The following is an 18654-nucleotide window of genomic DNA, read 5'->3' on the forward strand; positions in this document are numbered from 1 at the left end:
CCACCACCGCCCCCATCACCGCCTGGGCAATCGCTTGTCCCACCTCCTCCTTCCCGTGCGCTATCGCCGACAGCACCGCCAACTCCGGCTCTCTTCGCGCCTCTTTCACGTCCGTCAGCACCGGTATCGCGTCCGGCCCCACTACCAGCGGCTTCAGCACGAAGCCCGGGTGCCCCAGCTCAATCGGCCGGGCGCACCAGCGCGCCACCGCGGCGTCCGGCGCCACCACCAGCAGCGCCGTGGGACAGGCCACCCGTGAGCGCAGGCTGGTGAGGTACAGCGGCCACGTCTTGCGCTTGGCCTCGTCCCTTGAAATCTGCACCTCCACCACGATGGCGAAGACGGGCCGGCCCTCCCACAGCAGCACCACCAGGTCCGCCCGGTACTCGGTGGGCACCACCTCCGTCAGCTCCGCCGACTCCACCCGTGCCTCGGACCAGGCGGGCAGTCCGACTCCCAGCGCGTCGCGTAGCAACTCCGCCGCCAGCGCGGGGCGGTTGCGGAACAGCAGCAGCAGCCCTTCGTGCCTCATGGATGTCATCGGCGCCACCCTACCCATGGGGTCTGACATCAGGCTAACTACCTACGTCACGCGCGAAGCGTTGTTCTGCTGTGCATCCATCAACCCGTTGCCAGCGGAAACAACACGGCCCGGTGTGCACGGAGCACACCGGGCCGCGAGTCACTGCTCAGTCCGTCCGACTACTTGCCGCAGGTGCTCTGAGCCGCGGAGGACACGTACGCGTCCTTCTGGCTGGTGGAGATGACCCCGGCGTTCACCAGCGTGTCCGTCGACTTCGCGACGCACGAGACGTACTGGCCGTGGTTCTTCCAGGCCACCGACTGGCCGCGAGGACCGGAGCACGGGCAGAGCTGGGCCACCGAGCAGCCCGTGGACGGATCCACCACGGTCGCCAGCGGCGTCCACGCGCACTGGTCATTCGCGTCGGCGACGCCATCCGCGTCGTCGTCGCTGTCGCAGGCGTCACCCAGGGAGTCACCGTCGAAGTCGGCCTGGGAGGCGTTGGCCACCAGCGGGCAGTTGTCCGCCGTGTCGGACACCGTGTCGTTGTCGTCATCGACGTCGCAGGCATCACCCTGGCTGTCACCGTCGGTGTTCACCTGGTCCGGGTTGGCGACCATGACGCAGTTGTCCGCGCCGTTGGCCACGCCGTCGCCGTCGCTGTCCGGGTCGCAGACATCGCCCATGCCGTCGCCGTCGAGGTCCGCCTGGCTCGCGTTGCTGGTCATCGGGCAGTTGTCGACCTCGTTGGCCACGTCGTCGCCGTCCCAGTCCGCGTCGCAGGCATCACCCTGGCCGTCGGAGTCCAGGTCCGCCTGGTCCGCGTTCACGGTGGACGGGCAGTTGTCCGCCCCGTTCTGGACGCCGTCGCCGTCGAGGTCCGGGTCGCAGGCGTCGCCGAGGTCATCGCCATCGGTGTTCTGCTGGTCCGCGTTGGCGGCGAACTGGCAGTTGTCCGCGCTGTCCTCGATGGTGTCGTTGTCGTCGTCGCTGTCGCAGACGTCGCCGGCCGCGTCGCCGTCGTTGTTGGCCTGGCTCACGTTGGCGGCGAACTGGCAGTTGTCCGCGCTGTCCTCGATGGTGTCGTTGTCGTCGTCACTGTCGCAGACGTCGCCGGCCGCGTCGGCGTCGTTGTCCGCCTGGTCGGTGTTGGCCGTCACCGGGCAGTTGTCGGCCACGTCGGCCACGTTGTCGCCGTCGTCATCCGCGTCGCAGGCGTCGCCGAGGTTGTCCCCGTCGAGGTCCGCCTGGTTCATGTTGGCGACCGTCGGGCAGTTGTCCGCGGTGTCCGCCACGCCGTCGTTGTCATCGTCGGCGTCGCACACATCACCCGTGCCGTCGAGGTCGAGGTCCTCCTGCAGCGGGTTCGCGCCACTCGGGCAGTTGTCCACGGAGTCCTGCACGCCGTCGTTGTCGTCATCGCCGTCGCACACGTCACCCTGGCCGTCGAAGTCGAGGTCCTCCTGGCCGGGGTTCGCCGCGAACACGCAGTTGTCGAACGCGTCCTGCACGCCGTCGTTGTCGTCGTCGAAGTCGCAGACGTCGCCGGACGCGTCGCCGTCATTGTCCGCCTGGTCGGCATTGGAGACGAACGCGCAGTTGTCGCTGGTGTCGAACACGCCGTCGTTGTCGTCGTCGCTGTCGCAGACGTCACCCTGGGCGTCACCATCGTTGTTCGCCTGGTTCGGGTTGTACGCGAGCGAGCAGTTGTCCGCGGCGTCCTGCACGCCGTCGTTGTCATCGTCCGGGTCGCAGGCGTTGCCCACCGCGTCGCCGTCCTGGTTCGCCTGGTCCGCGTTCGGGGTCGACGGGCAGTTGTCGCTGCTGTCGAGCACGCCGTCGTTGTCGTCGTCCGGGTCGCAGGCGTTGCCCATGCCATCGCCGTCGAGGTCCGCCTGATTGGCGTTCGGCACGGTCGGGCAGTTGTCCTGCCCGTTCGGCACGCCGTCACCGTCGCTGTCGACCACCGTCTGGTCGGCGTCGAACAGGCCATAGCTCGACCCCGCGCAGTCGCCGGAGTTGGTGGAACTGTACTGGACGAGGTAGCTGCCGGCCCTCGGCGCGGTGAATGACCAGCGGGTCCACGGGCCGCTGCCGTAGCTGCCCACCATCTGGACGTTGCTGTACCAGGTCTCGGTGGTCTGCGCGGCGACGATGGTGGCGCGCGCGCTGTCGTTGTACGGCAGGTAATCCGAGGCGTTGAACGCCGCCCACCCGGAGATCGTCTCACCCTGGGCGAGCGTGATGGTCTGCGAGAGAGAGTTGGTGTAGCAGCCGCCCGTGAGGACGGCGAAGTACGAGCCCTCGCGCGCGGTGTAGTTGCCGTGAGCCGTGACGACCGACGCCCCACCGCTCGGGTTGCTCCAGCCGGTCAGGGTCCTTGATTCAAACCCGAAATTGACGGTGCCAGCGGCAAGGGACGGACCCGCCGCCAGCGAAATACAAAGAGACAAACCCCACTTCAGACGTTTCATGAAATCCCCCTCTGCGATTGAACGGCTACGACAGTCGACGCACGACAAAGGCTGACCCGGCGGGTGGCCTTCGGCCCCCGCGGGTGAAAGGAATCAACGAATCAGGGACGCTTGGAGCTACCGCTCACCCGCGAACGGCGGCGTGACGACGAGGCCGCTCGTGCCGGGCTCGAGGTCGAGCTCGAGCTGCTTGAGGACGCGGTCCACGCAGTCGACGAAGGGCTTCGGCGCGGTCTCTCCGCCCACCACCTCGACAGCGACGACCCGGCCCTTCCCCTGGGCGTCGGACTCGACGTGCAGACGTCCGTGCATTCGAGGGTCGAGCTTCGGGAGCTCGACCCCGCTCGCCGCGATGCACGACAGGACGCCAGGCGCGGCAACACGCAGCGTCTTCAGTCGGGCGGGCGGGGGCAGTTGGTCCGCGTCGTCCCACGGATCGGCGGCTGCCGCGGCGGCAGCCCCGGACGGAGTCTCCACGTTCGAGCCGTACCGCTGCCGGGACTGGGGCGCAGAGATGGAGACCAATTGCGAGGTGTCCGGTCCGGGGCTGGCCCGTTGCACCTGCGGCGGGGGTATTGTCTGGGATTCGGTATCGCTGGAGCGCACCCCCAGGAAAACCAAAGCCAGTAGCGCTGCCCCCAGGAGCGCCACCATCCCCCTCTTGGTGTTCGACATGGACAGACATTTACAGAACGTGAAGCTTTTGCACAAGTCCCCAGTCATCAGAAAATGACGAGTCAGCTCCCCTGTTCGTCAATCCACGTCTTGCCTGGCTCAGGTGTCTGGATGCAGGTCCTCTCCAAACCGCTCGCAGGTCAGGTCTCACACCGTGAGGGTCTGTCATCACCCGCTGTGCCAGGTCAGCTCGGTTTATTTACTGAAGACCGACGGGGTTTCGCTGCTCGCGATCGCGCTGCGATTGGGTGGGAGGAGTGAGGCTTCCGCATCGTGATTGTCATTGATGCGGCAGGGTAATTGTAATTGCATTGCAGCGTGAACTCGAGTGATGCGAGCCGCTTAGTGGCCGGGTGTCACTCGCGGTATCGTCGTGGGATGTCCGATTTATTCGCCCTCCGCTACCTCGAGGCGGCGGACTGGCACGGCTCGGAGTTGATCGACTTCGACGACCTGAAGTCCCTCGGCCGCGCGTGGCTTTCACAGGACGACGCGGCCGCGGCGAGCGAGCCCACAGCGAAGCCCGAGCGCGGAGGAGCGAAGAAGGCCGCGAGCAAAGCCGGAGCGAAGAAGGCGACGAGGGCGGGCCGCAAGGCCGGAGCGAAGATGGCGACGAAAGCGGGCAGGGGGCTTCGCCGCGCGGGCGCGAGGGCCGCCACCTCGGCGCCTCGTTGAGACTTGCTGCCGTAGTGGCTCTTGCTGCCCATCACGAGGCCGCGCAGCCGCCGCTCGACAGGGTTGTCGGGGCGCGGAGGTTGGACGCCGCGGCGAAGAAACGGCGCGGGCCGGCTCCGGAGTTCACCGGTGCCGGCCCGCGTGGGTGTCTCAACCCAGAGCTACGGATGCTTCGTCACGGGCTGCAGCAGAGCAGCGCGTGGGGCGCGCCGCCGGAGATGTTGCGCGAGAGGCCCGCCGCGTACCGGCCGGGACCGCACTCGCCCTTCCAGTTGCCGGAGTCCCAGTCGCCCGAGGCGGAGGACTCGCGTGAATCCTGGCCGTCGAAGACACGGGCGGAGCAGGAGGTGTGGGTGACGGTGCCGGGGCAGCAGAGCACGGCCGTGATCTCGTGCGTGGTGCTCTGGGCCACACCGGCGACGAACTCGTTGGTGCCGCACTCCCCCTTGTAATAGCCGGGGTCCCAGTCACCGGTGGCGGAGGTGCCGCGGCTGTCACCGGTGGAGAAGCTCCGCGTGTAGCAGCCGTCGTGCGGGTAGCGCGAGTCGCCGCTGGCGCGGCACAGCGCGACGCGGGTATGCCGCGAGGTGGGGTTGAGGGACAGACCCGTCACCGACTCACCGCTGGCGCACTCGGCCTTGTAGTAGCCGGGAGCCCAGTCGCCGGTGGAGCTGGTGCGGCGCGCATCCCCGTTCTCGAAGTTCAGCGTCGCGTAGACCTGCTGCGCGTACAGGTAGGACAGCGCGGTGAGGTCGCTGGAGGAGAACTCGCCCGTCTCGACCGAGCGGAAGCAGGAGTTCATGAGCGAGCCGCCGACGACCGCGTTGGTCGGCGTGCCCGGGACGTGGATGGCGCCGATGCCCGCGTCGCCCTCGTCGCCGCCGCTGCCGCAGCTGATGCTGCGGTTGTAGTAGTCCGAGTGGCGGAACCCGAGGGTGTGGCCAATCTCGTGCGTGATGACGTGCTCGATGACGTCGACGCTGTAGGAGGAGAGCCCGCTGCCGATGTTGATGGTGTGGTACGGCAGCCCGCCCGAGGGGAATCCGGCGGATCCTCCCACCACGCCCGGCTGGATGACCGCGTTGATGGTGTAGCTGCAGCCGGTGCTCGGCGTGCGCGCCATGGCGAAGGAGAGCGGCAGCTCGTCGTAGTTCTGGATGGCCAGGTCGAGCGCCGTGCTGAACGCGCCGGTGAACGTCGAGCCGTTGATGCAGATCTTCGTCACCGACGGGCTGACGAGGTTCGTCGTGCGGTATTGCTCCTCGGAGGTGTCGCCGGTCCCGAGCAGCTCGCGAGACGCGGCCAGGGACACCTCGGCGTCCCGCCCGACGTAGACCTTCCCGTCGACGACCATGATGTCGTCGGCCGGGAAGCCAGCCTTGCTCAGGTTGTCGACAATCTCCTGCGTCTCATCGGGTTGGCCGGCGCATCCGAACATCAGCGCACTGCATCCCACCGCGAGTACGAGCTTTCTCGCAAACAATGGATACTCCTCGGGTCGACCAGACGTGCCCTGGTCCACGGACGGTGTTGGAACTGAATTTGCGGGGTTTCCCGTATAGTCCCAGCCTGACGAGCGGGACAACACCGATCCGGCAGACGCATGGCGTCATGGGCTGCGCAGTCAGCGCACGTCGTAGACCTTGCGGAGCGGCGTGCCTCCGCGCTCGAGGTCGACCTCGATGTGCCGCACCTCGCGCAGGCTCTCGAAGGCGTTCATCGCGCTCTGTGGCGTCTTGAGCGACATCCCATTCACCTGCTGGAGGACGTCACCGTTCTGGAGCCCGAGCTTCTCGTAGATGGACTCCGGCTTGATGGCGAACAGCTTGAATCCCTGGGGCTCACCGTCGCGGAAGGCGGGCACCACCCGCGCCTGCATCGCCACTTCTTCCAGGCGCGAGAATGCGTCGTGCACGTCCGCGCGCGGAACCTCGTAGGCATGTTCGCCCACGGCGCGGATGCCACAGAGGAACGCCGGGTTGCCGGCGGACACGCGCGGCCGCGCGGGCTCCTGTGTACCGTGCGCTTCCGCCGCGTCGCCGAATGCGCCATGCACGCTGGCCGGGATGATGATGCGCTCCCGCTCGATGACGACGGCGCTCTCCTCGGAGGCGCGGGCGGTCCGCTCCTTCTCGGGTGCGAGGCCGGGGATGAGCCGGGTGAGCTTGAAGTCGTCGAGCAGGTTCATCGTGCCCGCCGCCACCGGCGCGGCGAGAAGGATGAGGGCTCCGCTCAACAGCCAAGGGGTCCTGCGGTTGAAGCGCTCCATCGTCGTGGCTCCTCTCGTTCAGAGACGAGAGGCGCCCTGAGCAAGCCGGGTGCCATCGCCGGGCCTCGACGGGACGGAGCCTCCATGCGGGTCCGGAGGAGGACCCGCTGTCACGGAGGCCGGCCGCGCGAGTGACAGGCTGTCACTCGCACCGGTCCGAGCGCCCGTCAGGCGGTGCTCAGAGCGTTTTCCGTCGCCGCTCGCGTTTGCGGCTCGGCTCCGGCGGCGGGGACTTGGGCAGGTCCTTCAGCTCGTCCGGCATGGGGAGGGACAGCGAGGGGCGCGTGGCGGGGTAGGGCGTGCCGTCCGCCGCCACCGGCTCCGCGGGCTGCTCCGAGGGGAGCGCGGGCAGGCGGATGATGAACGACGAGCCCTCGTTCACCTTGCTCTGCACGGAGATGCTGCCTCCGTGGTTCTTCACGATGCGCTGGCAGATGGCGAGCCCCAGCCCCGTGCCCTTCTGCTTCGTCGTGTAGAAGGGCACGAAGATGTGCTGCTGCTGATCCGCCGGGATGCCCGGGCCCGTGTCGGACACGTGCACCTCCACGAACTCGCCGCCCGCGTTGCGAATCTCGCCGAAGCGCTCCGGCTTGTCGGTGCGCACGGTGATGCGGCCCTCGCGGCTGCCCAGCGCCTGCACCGCGTTCTGCACCAGGTTGATGAGCACCTGCTTGAGCTGCTCCGCGTCCCCGTCCACCCGCGCCAACAGCAGGTCCAGCTCCACGGCCAGCGAGATGTTCGGGGGCACGTCGTTCTGGATGAGGCGCATCGTGCGCGTCACCACCTCGTTCAGGTCCGTGGGCCCGAAGCTCTGCTTCATCGGCCGCGCGTAGTCCAGGAACGCCGTCACCACGCCGTTGAGGCGATTCACCTCCTCGATGATGACCTCCAGGAACTCGCTGTCCTCGCCCTGAAGCCGCCGCGGGTCCAGGCACTGCGCCGCGCCCTTGATGGCCCCCAGCGGGTTGCGAATCTCGTGCGCCAGGCCCGCGGCCATCTCGCCCAGCGCGGCCAGACGGTCCCGCTCGCGGATCTTCTCGTACAGCTTCGAGTTCTCCAGCACCGTGGCCAGCCGCTCGGCCACCTCCAGGATGAGGGCGATTTCGTCGGACGCGTACGCCTCCGGCACCCGCTCGTCCCACAGGTTCAGGAACCCGATGACGCGGTCATTGCCCATCAGCGGCACGGTGATGCCGGCCTTCACCTGCACCAGCGCCGCCCGCGTGTCGTTCAGGCGCTTGAGCTCGTCGCGGTAGCGCTTGCCCTCCACCACCTGCAGCCGCATCGTCGCGATGCGCCGCTCCACGTTCTCCCGCAGCACCGCCTTCTGCCCGCTCGCCGCGGCGAACAGCAGGCCGCGCGCCACCGCCGTGTCCAGGAAGGCCACCGGCAGGGGGCCTCGCGAGTCCAGCAGCCGGTACCCGGGCCGGTCCTCCGCCAGCAGGTACACCGACGCGTGCGTCACGCGCCCCGTCTCATGGAGCGTGTCCAGCACCAGCCGCGCCAGCTCGGAGATTTCGATGACGTTCGCCATGCGCGCGCGCAGCGAGCCCAGCGAGTCCAGGAGCGCGAAGCGCTCGCGGAAGAAGATGCGCACCACCATCTCCTCCACCTTGGTGCGCAGCGGGTCCAACAGGATGAGGATGACGAAGGCCGCCACCACCGTGTTGAAGACGAACAGGCCCGTGTCCTCGTCCACCCACGCGGTGAGCACCGTGAAGACGGCCGCGAGGATGACGGCCAGCACCGTCTGCGAGGCAATCTTCCCCAGCAGCTCGTGCAGGTCCATCAGCCGCAGCCGCAGCAGCGTCTGCGCCAGGAAGAAGAGGTACAGCGTGGAGAAGACCGGCCCCAGCGTGGGGAAGGGAATCCCGTAGCGGCTGAGGAAGTCGAGCGCGGAGAACAGCGTGGCTGCCCCCGCGCCGATGGCCAGGTACGTCAGCCGCAATTGCTCGATGCGCGACTCGGTGGTGCGGACCCGGTGGACCAGCAACGAACCCGAGGTCAGCAACGTGCCCAGCACCCACACGCCCATGGCCACCCGGGCCCACCCCTTGTCGGCCAGGGGGGTGACGGCCACGGCCAGTCCCAGCACGGCGGAGAGCAGGGCGAGCCTGCGGCCGAGCAGGTGTGTTCCCTTGCTGACGCCGAGGAACTCCAGGAAGAAGGCGATGGCCGCCCCGGGCACCAGGGAGGCCAGCAGAACGGTGGAGCCCAAAGCAATGCGGGAGGGCCACCAGAACTGCTCCGCCGGGAAGATGCTGTGGAAGAAGAGGGAGAGGTAGTAGCCGGCGACCGTCAGGGCGAAGACGGAGTAGAGCGTCAGCACCCTCGGCCGGCTGGGGCGCAACAACATGGACACGCCGAGCGCGAGCCCGATGATGGATGCCAGCAGAGCGCTTTGAGTCCGGATGTCCATATGCAGGCGGACAGTCTAACCTGTGTCCACCGTCGGAAATTTTCCATGCACTCCCGGTTGTCCTGTGTCGCGCCCAGGCGCATCTCCCAGGGTCAGCCCCCGCGTATGAAGCCCTTCCTCCCCAAGCTCGCCCTCCTTGCCTCCGCGCTGCTCCTCTCCGGGCAGGCGCCCGCGCCCCAGGCCCCCGCGCCTCAGGCACCCGTCTCCGAGTCGCCCACACCGACGGACGCCTCCGAGGCGCCCGCCCAGCATCCGGGCAGCGCGCCCTCGGAAGCCCAGCTGACGCCTCCTCCGGACTCGGAGAAGACGCCGACGCCGTCGGGCTACGTGGAGGTGCTCAACCCCGCGTTCCCCAACCCCGCGCCGCCGACGCCGGTCGTGCACCGCGGGCGCCGCTACGGCCTGGAGGACATCGCCCCGTACTTCGCGGACGGGAAGAAGAAGGCGGCCCGCGAGGCCTTCGACAAGGGCCAGTACACGCGCGCCCGCGAGCTCTTGAAGGACGAGGGCGATAGCGCGCCGGTGCGCTACCTGCGCGCGCTGGCCGCCGTGCGCGCCGGGGACGACGAGGCCGCCGCGAAGGAGTTCGCCGCGCTGGCGCCGGACTACCCCGCGCTGAAGGACCGCTGCCTCACGCACGCGGGCGTGGCGCTGGAGGGCCTGCGCCGCTTCGACGAGGCCGCCGCGCTGCTCCAGCAGGTGTCTCCGGAGTCGCGGCTGTACGTGGACGCGCGCCTGGCGCTGTCGCGCGTGCTGCGCAAGAAGAAGGACGCCGCGGGCGCCATGGCCGCGCTGGAGCCGCTCACCGGCCGCGCCGCGCCGAGCTGGGGCCGCAACGTGGGCGCCGAGGCGCTCATGGCCATCGCCGACATCGCCGCGGAGAAGAAGGACAAGGCCGCCGAGCGCGCCGCGCTGTGGCGCCTGTGGGCCGCGCACCCGCTGTCGCCCCTGGCGAAGCAGGCCGAGAAGCGGCTCAAGGGCCTGACGCCGCCGACGGACGCGAAGGTGGGGCGGGGCGAGGCGCTCGTGGAGCTGCACCGCAACAAGCAGGGCCTGGCCGTGCTGGAGCCGCTCCTGGGCCAGCTCCAGCTGCCGGACCCGCTGGCCTGCCGCGCGCACTTCGCCTACGGCAAGGGGCAGCGCAAGGAGCGCCAGCACACGCGCGCCATCCAGATTCTGACGCCCGTGGTGGAGAAGTGCCAGGAGCGCGACCTGCTGGCTCGCGCGCTGTACGTGCTCGGCTCGTCGCGCTCCATCGTGGACCAGGCGCGCGGCACGGAGACGTACGAGCGGCTGGCGAAGGAGTTCCCGGACCACTCCTTCGCGGATGACGGCCTGTTCTACGCGGCGGACCTGTATCTGAAGACGGGCCGTCCCAAGGAGGCCATGGCGCAGCTGGACGCGCTGGCCCGCCTGTACCCGCAGGGGGACTTCCTCGGCGAGGCGCTCTTCAAGGCGTACTGGATTGCGCGCACGACGGGGGCGGAGGACTCGGGCCTGTCGTTCCTGGACCGCATCGAGGCGCAGTTCGCCCAGGCGGACGAGAGCTACGACGTGGAGCGCGCGCGCTACTGGCGGGCGCGGACGTTCCAGGACAAGGGCAACATCCAGGGCGCGGCGGAGCTGTTCGAGAAGCTCGCGGTGGACCACCCGGCCACGTACTACGGGCTGATGGCGCGCTCGCAGCTGGCCAAGGTGGACCCGGCGCGGCTGGAGCGCGTGGCTCCCGAAATCTTCAAGGTGCCGGAGGCGGCCAGCCCCTGGCCGCTGTTCGCAGGCCCCATGGGCGAGGACCCGCACTTCCGCGCGGGCGTGGAGCTGTTCCGCCTGGGCTTCAACGAGGCCGTCTCCTCCGAGATGCTCGCGGTGAACCGCACGAACCTGCCCGCCGAGTCCGTGCGCCTGCTGGTGCTGATGCTGCACGAGGCCGGTGACGAGCGCTCCGCGCACGGCGTGGCGCGGCTGGCGCTGCGCAAGGACCTGAGCGGGCGCATCACGCCGCAGACGCGCGTGGTGTGGGAGGTGGCCTATCCCAACGCCTTCCGCGACCTCATCGAGAAGCACACCGCGGACGCGGGCGTGGAGCCGGACCTGCTGCAGGCGCTGATGCGCGAGGAGAGCGCGTTGGACCCGAAGGCCCTGTCCTGGGCGGGCGCGCTGGGGCTCACGCAGCTGATGCCGTCCACGGCGAAGAACGTGGCGCGCGAGCTGAAGCTCAAGAAGTTCAGCGTGGACCACCTGCTCCAGCCGGACCTCAACATCCGCCTGGGGGCGCACTACCTCGGCGGGCTCCTGAAGAAGTTCAACGGCCACACGCCGTACGCGGTGGGCAGCTACAACGCGGGCCCGGGCGCGGTGAACCGCTGGCGCTCGGAGAAGCCGGACCTGCCGCTGGACGCGTGGGTGGAGGAGATTCCCATCTCCGAGACGCGCGGTTACATCAAGCGCGTGCTGCGCTCGTTCAACACGTACCAGCTCCTCTACGGCCGGGCGCCGAAGCTGCCCGTGCTGAAGAGTGCCGCCAAGTAACTGTCGCGTCTTCCCTGTATTTGCCACGCGGTTGCGGCCCGTGGTCTCCTCCGGCGTCTCACTTCGCTGGAGGAGCCATGATGCGTTGGAAGCTGGGGTTGTCCGCCTGTGTGCTGCTGGCCCTGAGTGCCTGTGGTGTCGATGCGACTCCCGAGACGGACGCGCCCGCTCAGCAGGAGCAGGAGCTGGGCCCGGTGGGGGGCAGCGGCGGCTGTTACCTGGATGAGATCATCACCAGCGCCTGTGGCGGCTGCCGTACGTCCACCGGGCGCGCGGGCGAGCAGCACGAGAAGTGGACCGTGTGCTGCGACTCGAGCGGCCAGTGCCGCTACGAGGGCGTGAAGTACTCCTGCGTGGCGTGTACCCCGATTCCGCAGTAACGCGCTGCGTTGTCAGGTTCCGGACGGGCAAATTCGTCCGGAATTCGGCGCAGAATGTGCGTGTTCTATCAACGCCCTGACAAAAAAGGGCACCTGGGTGAGGTAGGGCCCTATGCAACCGGGTGGAAACGTGCCACACCGGCGGGGGTCGCTTCTTTACCAGGGGCGGCATCCAGCTCAATTCATGAGGCTGGGCAGAGAAAGAAGAAGAGAAGAGTAATGGCGACTGGTACCGTGAAGTGGTTCAACGATGCGAAGGGCTTTGGATTCATCACGCAGGACGGCGGGGGCGAGGACCTCTTCTGCCACCACACTGCGATCCAGATCCAGGGCTTCCGCACCCTGCAGGAAGGCCAGAAGGTGGAGTTCGATGTGGCCCGGGGCCCCAAGGGTCTCCAGGCTCAGAACGTTCGCCCGATCTGATGCCGCGCTGAGCGCGCCTAGCCGCGTTCAGTAACGAAGGCTCAGTCTCCCCGAGGGAGGCTGGGCCTTTTCCTTTTTGTCACCTCCCGGCCACGGTCGCCGGCTTGGCGCTCCCTGGCGGTTCTCCTAGACTCCGGGTGTGGGCGCACCGTCCAACAGCGGAGACGGTGGGAAGAACGCGCTGTTGCGCGCGCTCCCCTCCATCGAGCAGCTCCTGCGCCGCCCGTCGCTGGAGCCCCTTCTGGCCTCGGTTCCCCGGGCACGCGCCGTGGCCGCGCTCCGGCTCGCGGTCGACCGCACGCGCGCCCGGCTTCTTCGCGGGGAGCTCCGGCCCTTCTCGGACACCGACGTGGCCGAGGCCCTGGGCTCCCTGGCCACGCCGAACCTGCGGCCCGTGCTCAACGCCACCGGCGTGGTGCTACACACCAACCTCGGCCGCGCGCCCCTGGCCGCCGAGGCCGTGGCCCGCGTGGCCGCCGTGGCGCGGGGCTACTCCAACCTCGAGTACGACCTGGACGAGGGGGAGCGGGGCAGCCGCTACGCCCCCGTCGTCGGCCTGCTGCGCTCGCTCACCGGCGCGGAGGACGCGCTCGTCGTCAACAACTGCGCGGGCGCGGCACTGCTGGTGCTCGCGGCGCTCGCGGCCGGCCGCGAGGGGGTGGTGTCGCGCGGCGAGCTGGTGGAGATTGGCGGCGGCTTCCGGGTGCCGGACGTCATGCGCCAGTCCGGCGCGAAGCTCGTGGAGGTGGGCACCACCAACCGCACGCGCCTGTCGGACTACGCCTCCGCGGTGGGTCCGGAGACGGGCCTGCTGGTGAAGGTGCACCGCTCCAACTTCGCGCTGGTGGGCTTCACGGAGGAGGTCGACGTGGCGGCCCTGGCCACGCTCGGCCGCCAGCGCGGGGTGCCGGTGTTCCAGGACCTCGGCTCGGGCGCGCTGGTGCCATTGGAAGGGGAGGGGCTCACCGGGGAGCCCACGGTGCACCAGGCGGTGGCGGCGGGGCGGACGTGGTCGCCTTCTCGGGGGACAAGCTGCTGGGCGGTCCCCAGGCGGGCATCGTGGTGGGACGCGCGGCGCTGCTGTCGCGCATCAAGGCGCATCCGCTCACCCGGGCGCTGCGCGTGGACAAGATGACGGTGGCCGCGCTGGAGGCCACCCTGGAGCTGTACCGGGATGGCCGCCCCAGGGCCGTCCCCACGTACAGGTTGCTCACCCAGAAGCCCGAGGAGCTGCGCGCCCGCGCGCTGAAGCTCCAGGGGCTGCTGGAGGGGCAGGGCGTGGCCGCTCGCGTGGAGGGCGTGGTGGGACAGGTGGGCGGGGGTGCCATGCCGCTGGCCCGGTTGCCTTCCTTCGCCTGCATCCTCAACCTAGAGAAGCCGGAAACATTCCTCGACCGCCTGCGCGGCGGAGACGTGCCGGTTATTGGCAGGATCACGGACGGCGAGGCGGTTCTCGACGTCCGCTGTCTCTCGGAGGAGGAGCTCGAGTCGGTCGCCCAGGCGGTCGCGGCGGCCATTCCAGGGAACCCGCCATGATCAACAGCGCCGTCCTCGTCCTCAACCGGTACTACCAGCCGGTGCACGTCACCTCGGTGAAGCGGGCGTTTTCGCTGCTGTACCAGGGAGTGGCCAAGGCCATCGACGCGCAGTACCGGCTCTATGAGTTCGACGATTGGGCGGCCCTGAGCGCGACCCAGGACTGCATCACCACCATCAACCGCACCATCCGCGTGCCCCGCGTGCTGGTGCTCAGCGCGTATGACCACCTGCCCCGCGGACGGGTGCGCTTCTCACGACTCAACATCTACGCGCGCGACAACGACACCTGCCAGTACTGCGGCCGCAACCTGCCGCGCAGCGATCTCAACCTGGACCACGTCATGCCGCGCTCCCAGGGCGGCAAGACGACGTGGGAGAACGTCGTCTGCTCCTGCGTGCCGTGCAACCTGAAGAAGGGCGGACGCACCCCGGAGCAGGCCGACATGCGGCTGCTCAAGAAGCCCGTGCGCCCCCGCTGGACGCCCCTGTTCCGCGGCGCCACCCGCAAGGTGACGTACCGGGAGTGGTTGCCCTTCCTGCACCTGGCGGATGCCTCGTACTGGAACGTCGAACTTCTCGACGAGTAGAAGAATCCCCTGTCGTCGTGTGACGACTCCCTGACGAAAGTCCGTGGCCACCCCAGGGGTGGGCCGGGTCCACCCGCACGCGCGGGGCTTCCGCGCGCTCATGTGCGGCCCGGTGCCCCGACCCCCTTCGTGTGGGCACCGGACCGGAAGGGGAGTCTCCGGATGAAAGCGAACCGCTGGCTGGTGCTGGTGGGGATGGTCTTGTCCCTGGGTGTCGCGGGGACGGGCTGTGACGACAACAACACGCCTCCGAGCAATCCACCCGCCGACGCGGGCACGGGAGGCGGGGATGCCGGCTCGGAGGACTCCGGGACGCCCCTGCCGGATGGAGGCCCGGGCACCCAGTGTCTGGACGTGGGCGCGGCGTGCAGCCGCGACACGGGCGCCGCGTGCTGTACGGGCGTCTGCGGCGCGGACGGCACATGTCCGGAGCCCAGCGAGCAGTGCACCCCGGCCGGCCAGGCCTGCTCCAGCGGCATCGAGTGCTGCACCCAGAGCTGCCTCGGCGGGACGTGCTCCACCCAGCAGTGTCTGGACGTGGGCGGCGCGTGCACCCGCGCGGAGGAGTGCTGCACCAAGATTTGTGGCGGTGACGGCAAGTGCGCGCCGCTGCCCGCGGGCACCACGTCCTGCAAGGTGCCGGGCCAGGCCTGCGGCGTCGACGGCGACTGCTGCTCCACCAACTGCCAGGGCGGCATCTGCAAGCCGGCGTATTCGTGCCAGGCCAATGACGACATCTGCCTGAAGAACGAGGATTGCTGCGGCGGCGTGTGCTCGCAGAATGGCACCGGCACCCCGGGCCGCTGCCTCGCGGTGGGCGGCGCTGGCGGTGGCAACTGCGTGCAGGACGGCAACCCGTGCTCCGGCGCCAGCACCTGCTGCTCGCGCACCTGCGTGGACCTGGGCTACGGCGCCACGGTGTGCCAGCCGGTGAACGGCTGCCGCCCCACGGGCAACTACTGCACGTCCGACGGCGCGTGCTGCGGTGGCGAGAAGCTCTCCAACGCGGTGGACTGCCGTGAGAACCGCTGCGACAAGCCCAACGGCTGCAACCCCGTGGGCAACATCTGCGGCACCGGCTCGCTGCCGGACGGCGGCATCATCGACGTGAACGCGCGCGAGGCGTGCTGCGACGGCCAGCGGGCCGTGTGCAAGGTGGACTCGGCCGGCGTACCGCGCTGCTTCGGCGGCTGCCCCGGCGGTCAGTGCCCCACGGGCTGCCCCAGCGGCTACACCGGCGAGGAGGGCTGCTGCATTCCCCAGGGCAGCACGTGCCAGTTCAGCGACCAGTGCTGCGGCGGCAACCGCTGCCTGCCGGGCGCGGATGGCGGCGGCTTCACCTGCCAGCCGGCCCCCACGTGTGATCCGGTGGGCGCCGCGTGCGACCCGAACAACTCCGCGTGCTGCGCGGGCACTTCGTGCGTGGGCGTGGGCGAGTTGGAGTTCGCCTGCCGCCCTGCTTCCACTCCGGGCGGGGGAGGCACGGATGGAGGCACCGGTGGCGGGACGGACGCGGGCACCACCTGCGCGCCCAACGGAGACACCTGCACCTCGGGTCAGGGCTGCTGCTCGGGCATCTGCTCCGGCAACAAGTGCCAGGCACCGCAGGCGTGCCAGCCGCAGGGCACGGTGTGCACCTCGGCCTCGGACTGCTGCGCGGGCCTGGGCTGCCGCATCCCGGGTGGGAGCACCTCGGGCACCTGCGAGGCCGGGGCTACCTGCTCGGCCGCCGGGCAGGCGTGCTCGACGAACACCCCGTGCTGCTTCGGCCTGTCGTGCGAGACGGCCGGAGGCAACGGCTGCACGGGGACCGAGCCCTGCTCCTGCGTGGTGATCATCGGTTGATCAGCACCTGACGGACACGGACTGGCGGGGAGTCGACTCAAGCGATAGGACGGGCTTTGATGGGAGCTCCATTGAAGCCCGTCCCACTGTCCCCCATGTCCGAACCTTTGCGAGCGCCTCGGGCCGAAGCCCCGTCGCCGGCCCCCACGGCTCCGGGGCCGGCGGTTTCCGGACCGCCCGGCCTGTCCCGCCGTCCCCGCCCGCGGCGCATCATCGCCGTGGGCGGTGGCAAGGGCGGTATCGGCAAGTCCATGGTGTCCGCCAACCTCGGCGTCGCGCTCGCGCAGGCGGGGCTGAACGTGCTGCTGGTGGACGCGGACCTCGGTGGCGCCAACCTGCACACGTGCCTCGGCGTGGGGCAGCCCACGGCCACGCTGTCCGACTTCCTGCGCAAGAACAAGGCGCAGCTCGATGAGGTCATCGTCCCCACCGGCGTGCCGCGGCTGTCGCTCGTCGCTGGCGCGCAGGACGCGCTGGACGCCGCCAACCTCAAGTACGCGCAGAAGCAGAAGCTGCTGAAGACGCTGATGGGCGCCTCGGCGGACTACCTCATCATCGACCTGGGCGCGGGCACCAGCTTCAACACCATCGACTTCTTCATCCTCGCGGACCACGGCCTGCTGGTGGTGCTGCCCGAGCCCACGTCGGTGGAGAACGCCTACCGCTTCGCGAAGGCCGCCTTCTTCCGGCGACTCCAGCAGGTGGAGTCGCAGTACGGCATCGAGGACATCGTCGAGAGCGCGCTCACCACGCGCGAGGGCTCGCTGCGCACGCTGCACGACGTGATGGCGCAGGTGCGGAGCAAGGACGCCGCCGCCGCGGAGCGGCTGGAGCGCGAGCTGGCGGATTTCCGCATCCGGCTCGTGGTGAACCAGGCGCGCACGGACGCGGACCTCAACGTGGGCGCCGCCGTCGCCTCCGCGTGGAAGAAGTTCTTCGGCATCGACATGGATGACCTGGGGGCCATCCGCTACGACGACGAGGCCTGGCGCTCGGTGCGCAAGCGCCGGCCCGTGCTCATCGAGCGGCCCGACTCTCCGGCCTCCATGGCCATCCAGCGCATCGCAGCACGTCTTCTCGCCCTCGACGGCACCACGGATTCTTCTTCGCCATGAAGCCTTTCGAGAAGCAGACCTATTACGAGCTCCTGGAGGTTCCCGTCACCGCGCCGGTGGACGACATCCGCGCGGCGTACTCGCGGCTGATGGAACTGTATGCGCCGGACTCCATCGCGGTGTACGCGCTGGTGGAGCCGGAGCAGGTGGATGCGCTCCGCGCCCGGATGACGGAGGCGGTGGAGATCCTCACCGACGCGCGGCTGCGCGCCGAGTACGACAGGGACCTGGGGCTGCCCACGCAGCGGATGGTGGAGGCCGTCGCGGCCGGAGGTGCGCCGTCGTCCGCGGCCTCGCCCGAGGCGGGCACGGTGGCCCGCGCCGCCGAGGCGCTCGCCAGCGCGGCGGTGGGGAAGGGCGAGGAGTCGAGCGCGACGCCTCCGCCCGAGCCGCCCGCGACGACCTCGTCGGGGCCGGAGGACTTCCGCGCCACGTTCTTCCGCGGGTTCTCGTTCGCGTACGTGTCCAGCTCGCTCCAGGACACGCGGTTCGTGGGCAGCGCGGTGAGCCTGCCGAGGGTTCCCACCACGACGGCGCCGGCGGAGGCGACCTCCAGCACGCCGGTTCCGGGCACGACGAGCGCGCCCGTCGCGCAGGACGTCGCCACTTCGGCTCCCGCTTCCGTGGCGAGCGAATCGGCGGCTGACGCGCATACGCCCGTCGCCGAGAGGGCTGGCGCCGCCGACGCCGCGCCTGTCGTGCCGGCCTCCACCGTGGCGGCCACCCCGGCGAGCACGGCTGCCGCGCCGGACGCGCCGGTTGCGAGCACATCCGCCGAGCCGGCCTCCAGCGTGTCCGCGCCCACCCCGGCGAGCACGCCAGCGGTCCCGGTGACGGGGGCTCCCGCCGAGCCGGCCTCCAGCGTGTCCGCGCCCACCCCGGCGAGCACGCCCGCCGTGCCGGTGACGAGCGCTCCCGTCGAAACCGCCCAGGTGCTCTCGAGCGCGTCTGCCGCCGTGCTCGTGTCGGCGGCAGCTGCTTCCGAGCAGGCCCGTGGTCCGGAGGCTTCGCCCCAGGCTCCCGTCGCGGAGCCCGCGAAGCAGGAAGCTCCCACCCAGGTTCCTGTCGCGGTGCCCACGACGCAGGCGGCTGCCCAGGCCCCCGTCGCGGTGTCCAAGAGGCAGGAGGCTTCGCCCCAGGCGCCCAGCCCGGGGCCCGCGAAGCAGGACGTCCCGTCGGCCCCGGCCCCCACGCCCCGCGC

At 69.9% G+C, this 18654-nt stretch carries 13 protein-coding genes and 2 pseudogenes; 9 read left to right on the top strand and 6 right to left on the bottom strand.

Annotated features, from left to right (window positions below):
• From HG543_RS37700 to HG543_RS37710, 3 genes and pseudogenes are all read right to left on the bottom strand, one after another.
• Positions 1 to 532 (bottom strand): annotated as a pseudogene (locus HG543_RS37700) (hypothetical protein); the annotation flags it as partial.
• A gap of 170 nt (positions 533 to 702) precedes the next feature.
• Positions 703 to 2997, bottom strand: coding sequence for a thrombospondin type 3 repeat-containing protein (locus tag HG543_RS55785; protein ID WP_169349769.1), 2295 nt, complete (start codon positions 2995 to 2997; stop codon positions 703 to 705).
• Between the two features lie 117 nt (positions 2998 to 3114).
• Entirely contained in the window at positions 3115 to 3309 is a 195-nt protein-coding gene (locus HG543_RS37710; protein WP_169349770.1) for a hypothetical protein, read from the bottom strand.
• 741 nt (positions 3310 to 4050) lie between these two features.
• Here HG543_RS37710 and HG543_RS37715 point away from each other — a divergent pair.
• On the top strand, positions 4051 to 4347 hold the full coding sequence (locus HG543_RS37715; protein ID WP_169349771.1) for a hypothetical protein: 297 nt from the start codon (positions 4051 to 4053) through the stop codon (positions 4345 to 4347).
• 175 nt (positions 4348 to 4522) lie between these two features.
• Here HG543_RS37715 and HG543_RS56565 read toward each other — a convergent pair whose 3' ends face one another.
• From HG543_RS56565 to HG543_RS37730, 3 genes are all read right to left on the bottom strand, one after another.
• Entirely contained in the window at positions 4523 to 5830 is a 1308-nt protein-coding gene (locus HG543_RS56565; RefSeq protein ID WP_281404508.1) for a zinc-dependent metalloprotease, read from the bottom strand.
• 141 nt (positions 5831 to 5971) lie between these two features.
• Positions 5972 to 6583 (bottom strand): type II secretion system protein GspC, encoded by a 612-nt coding sequence (gspC, locus tag HG543_RS37725; RefSeq protein WP_169349772.1) that lies wholly within the window; start codon positions 6581 to 6583, stop codon positions 5972 to 5974.
• Between the two features lie 211 nt (positions 6584 to 6794).
• A complete protein-coding gene (locus HG543_RS37730) occupies positions 6795 to 9035 on the bottom strand; it encodes an ATP-binding protein (protein WP_169349773.1) in 2241 nt (746 codons plus the stop codon).
• A 105-nt stretch (positions 9036 to 9140) separates the two neighbouring features.
• On the opposite strand from HG543_RS37730, the gene HG543_RS37735 reads away from it, so the two are divergent.
• The 8 genes and pseudogenes from HG543_RS37735 to HG543_RS54720 form a co-directional block, all read left to right on the top strand.
• On the top strand, positions 9141 to 11564 hold the full coding sequence (locus HG543_RS37735) for a transglycosylase SLT domain-containing protein (protein WP_169349774.1): 2424 nt from the start codon (positions 9141 to 9143) through the stop codon (positions 11562 to 11564).
• A 77-nt stretch (positions 11565 to 11641) separates the two neighbouring features.
• On the top strand, positions 11642 to 11944 hold the full coding sequence (locus HG543_RS37740; RefSeq protein WP_169349775.1) for a hypothetical protein: 303 nt from the start codon (positions 11642 to 11644) through the stop codon (positions 11942 to 11944).
• A gap of 219 nt (positions 11945 to 12163) precedes the next feature.
• Complete coding sequence (locus HG543_RS37745; protein ID WP_169349776.1) at positions 12164 to 12367, top strand: cold-shock protein; 204 nt, start codon at positions 12164 to 12166, stop codon at positions 12365 to 12367.
• A 139-nt stretch (positions 12368 to 12506) separates the two neighbouring features.
• Positions 12507 to 13903 (top strand): annotated as a pseudogene (gene selA / locus HG543_RS37750) (L-seryl-tRNA(Sec) selenium transferase).
• A complete protein-coding gene (locus tag HG543_RS37755; protein WP_169349777.1) occupies positions 13900 to 14493 on the top strand; it encodes an HNH endonuclease in 594 nt (197 codons plus the stop codon). Before selA ends, HG543_RS37755 begins: the two are co-directional and overlap by 4 nt.
• A gap of 162 nt (positions 14494 to 14655) precedes the next feature.
• On the top strand, positions 14656 to 16338 hold the full coding sequence (locus HG543_RS37760; protein ID WP_169349778.1) for a hypothetical protein: 1683 nt from the start codon (positions 14656 to 14658) through the stop codon (positions 16336 to 16338).
• Between the two features lie 218 nt (positions 16339 to 16556).
• Complete coding sequence (locus HG543_RS37765) at positions 16557 to 17453, top strand: P-loop NTPase (RefSeq protein WP_371876572.1); 897 nt, start codon at positions 16557 to 16559, stop codon at positions 17451 to 17453.
• The coding region (locus HG543_RS54720) for a J domain-containing protein (protein ID WP_211194418.1) at positions 17450 to 18654 on the top strand (1205 nt) is incomplete at its 3' end. The genes HG543_RS37765 and HG543_RS54720, both read left to right, overlap by 4 nt.

Origin of the sequence: Pyxidicoccus fallax, assembly GCF_012933655.1 — a bacterium.
Taxonomy (GTDB): domain Bacteria; phylum Myxococcota; class Myxococcia; order Myxococcales; family Myxococcaceae; genus Myxococcus; species Myxococcus fallax.

Excerpts from the sequence above, each read along its gene's own strand:
- HG543_RS37745 (WP_169349776.1), top strand. The coding sequence starts at position 12,164 with ATGGCGACTGGTACCGTGAAGTGGTTCAACGATGCGAAGGGCTTTGGA.
- HG543_RS37740 (WP_169349775.1), top strand. The coding sequence starts at position 11,642 with ATGATGCGTTGGAAGCTGGGGTTGTCCGCCTGTGTGCTGCTGGCCCTG.
- HG543_RS37730 (WP_169349773.1), bottom strand. The coding sequence starts at position 9,035 with ATGGACATCCGGACTCAAAGCGCTCTGCTGGCATCCATCATCGGGCTC.
- HG543_RS37710 (WP_169349770.1), bottom strand. The coding sequence starts at position 3,309 with ATGCACGGACGTCTGCACGTCGAGTCCGACGCCCAGGGGAAGGGCCGG.
- HG543_RS37715 (WP_169349771.1), top strand. The coding sequence starts at position 4,051 with ATGTCCGATTTATTCGCCCTCCGCTACCTCGAGGCGGCGGACTGGCAC.
- HG543_RS55785 (WP_169349769.1), bottom strand. The coding sequence starts at position 2,997 with ATGAAACGTCTGAAGTGGGGTTTGTCTCTTTGTATTTCGCTGGCGGCG.
- HG543_RS37755 (WP_169349777.1), top strand. The coding sequence starts at position 13,900 with ATGATCAACAGCGCCGTCCTCGTCCTCAACCGGTACTACCAGCCGGTG.
- HG543_RS37735 (WP_169349774.1), top strand. The coding sequence starts at position 9,141 with ATGAAGCCCTTCCTCCCCAAGCTCGCCCTCCTTGCCTCCGCGCTGCTC.
- HG543_RS37760 (WP_169349778.1), top strand. The coding sequence starts at position 14,656 with ATGAAAGCGAACCGCTGGCTGGTGCTGGTGGGGATGGTCTTGTCCCTG.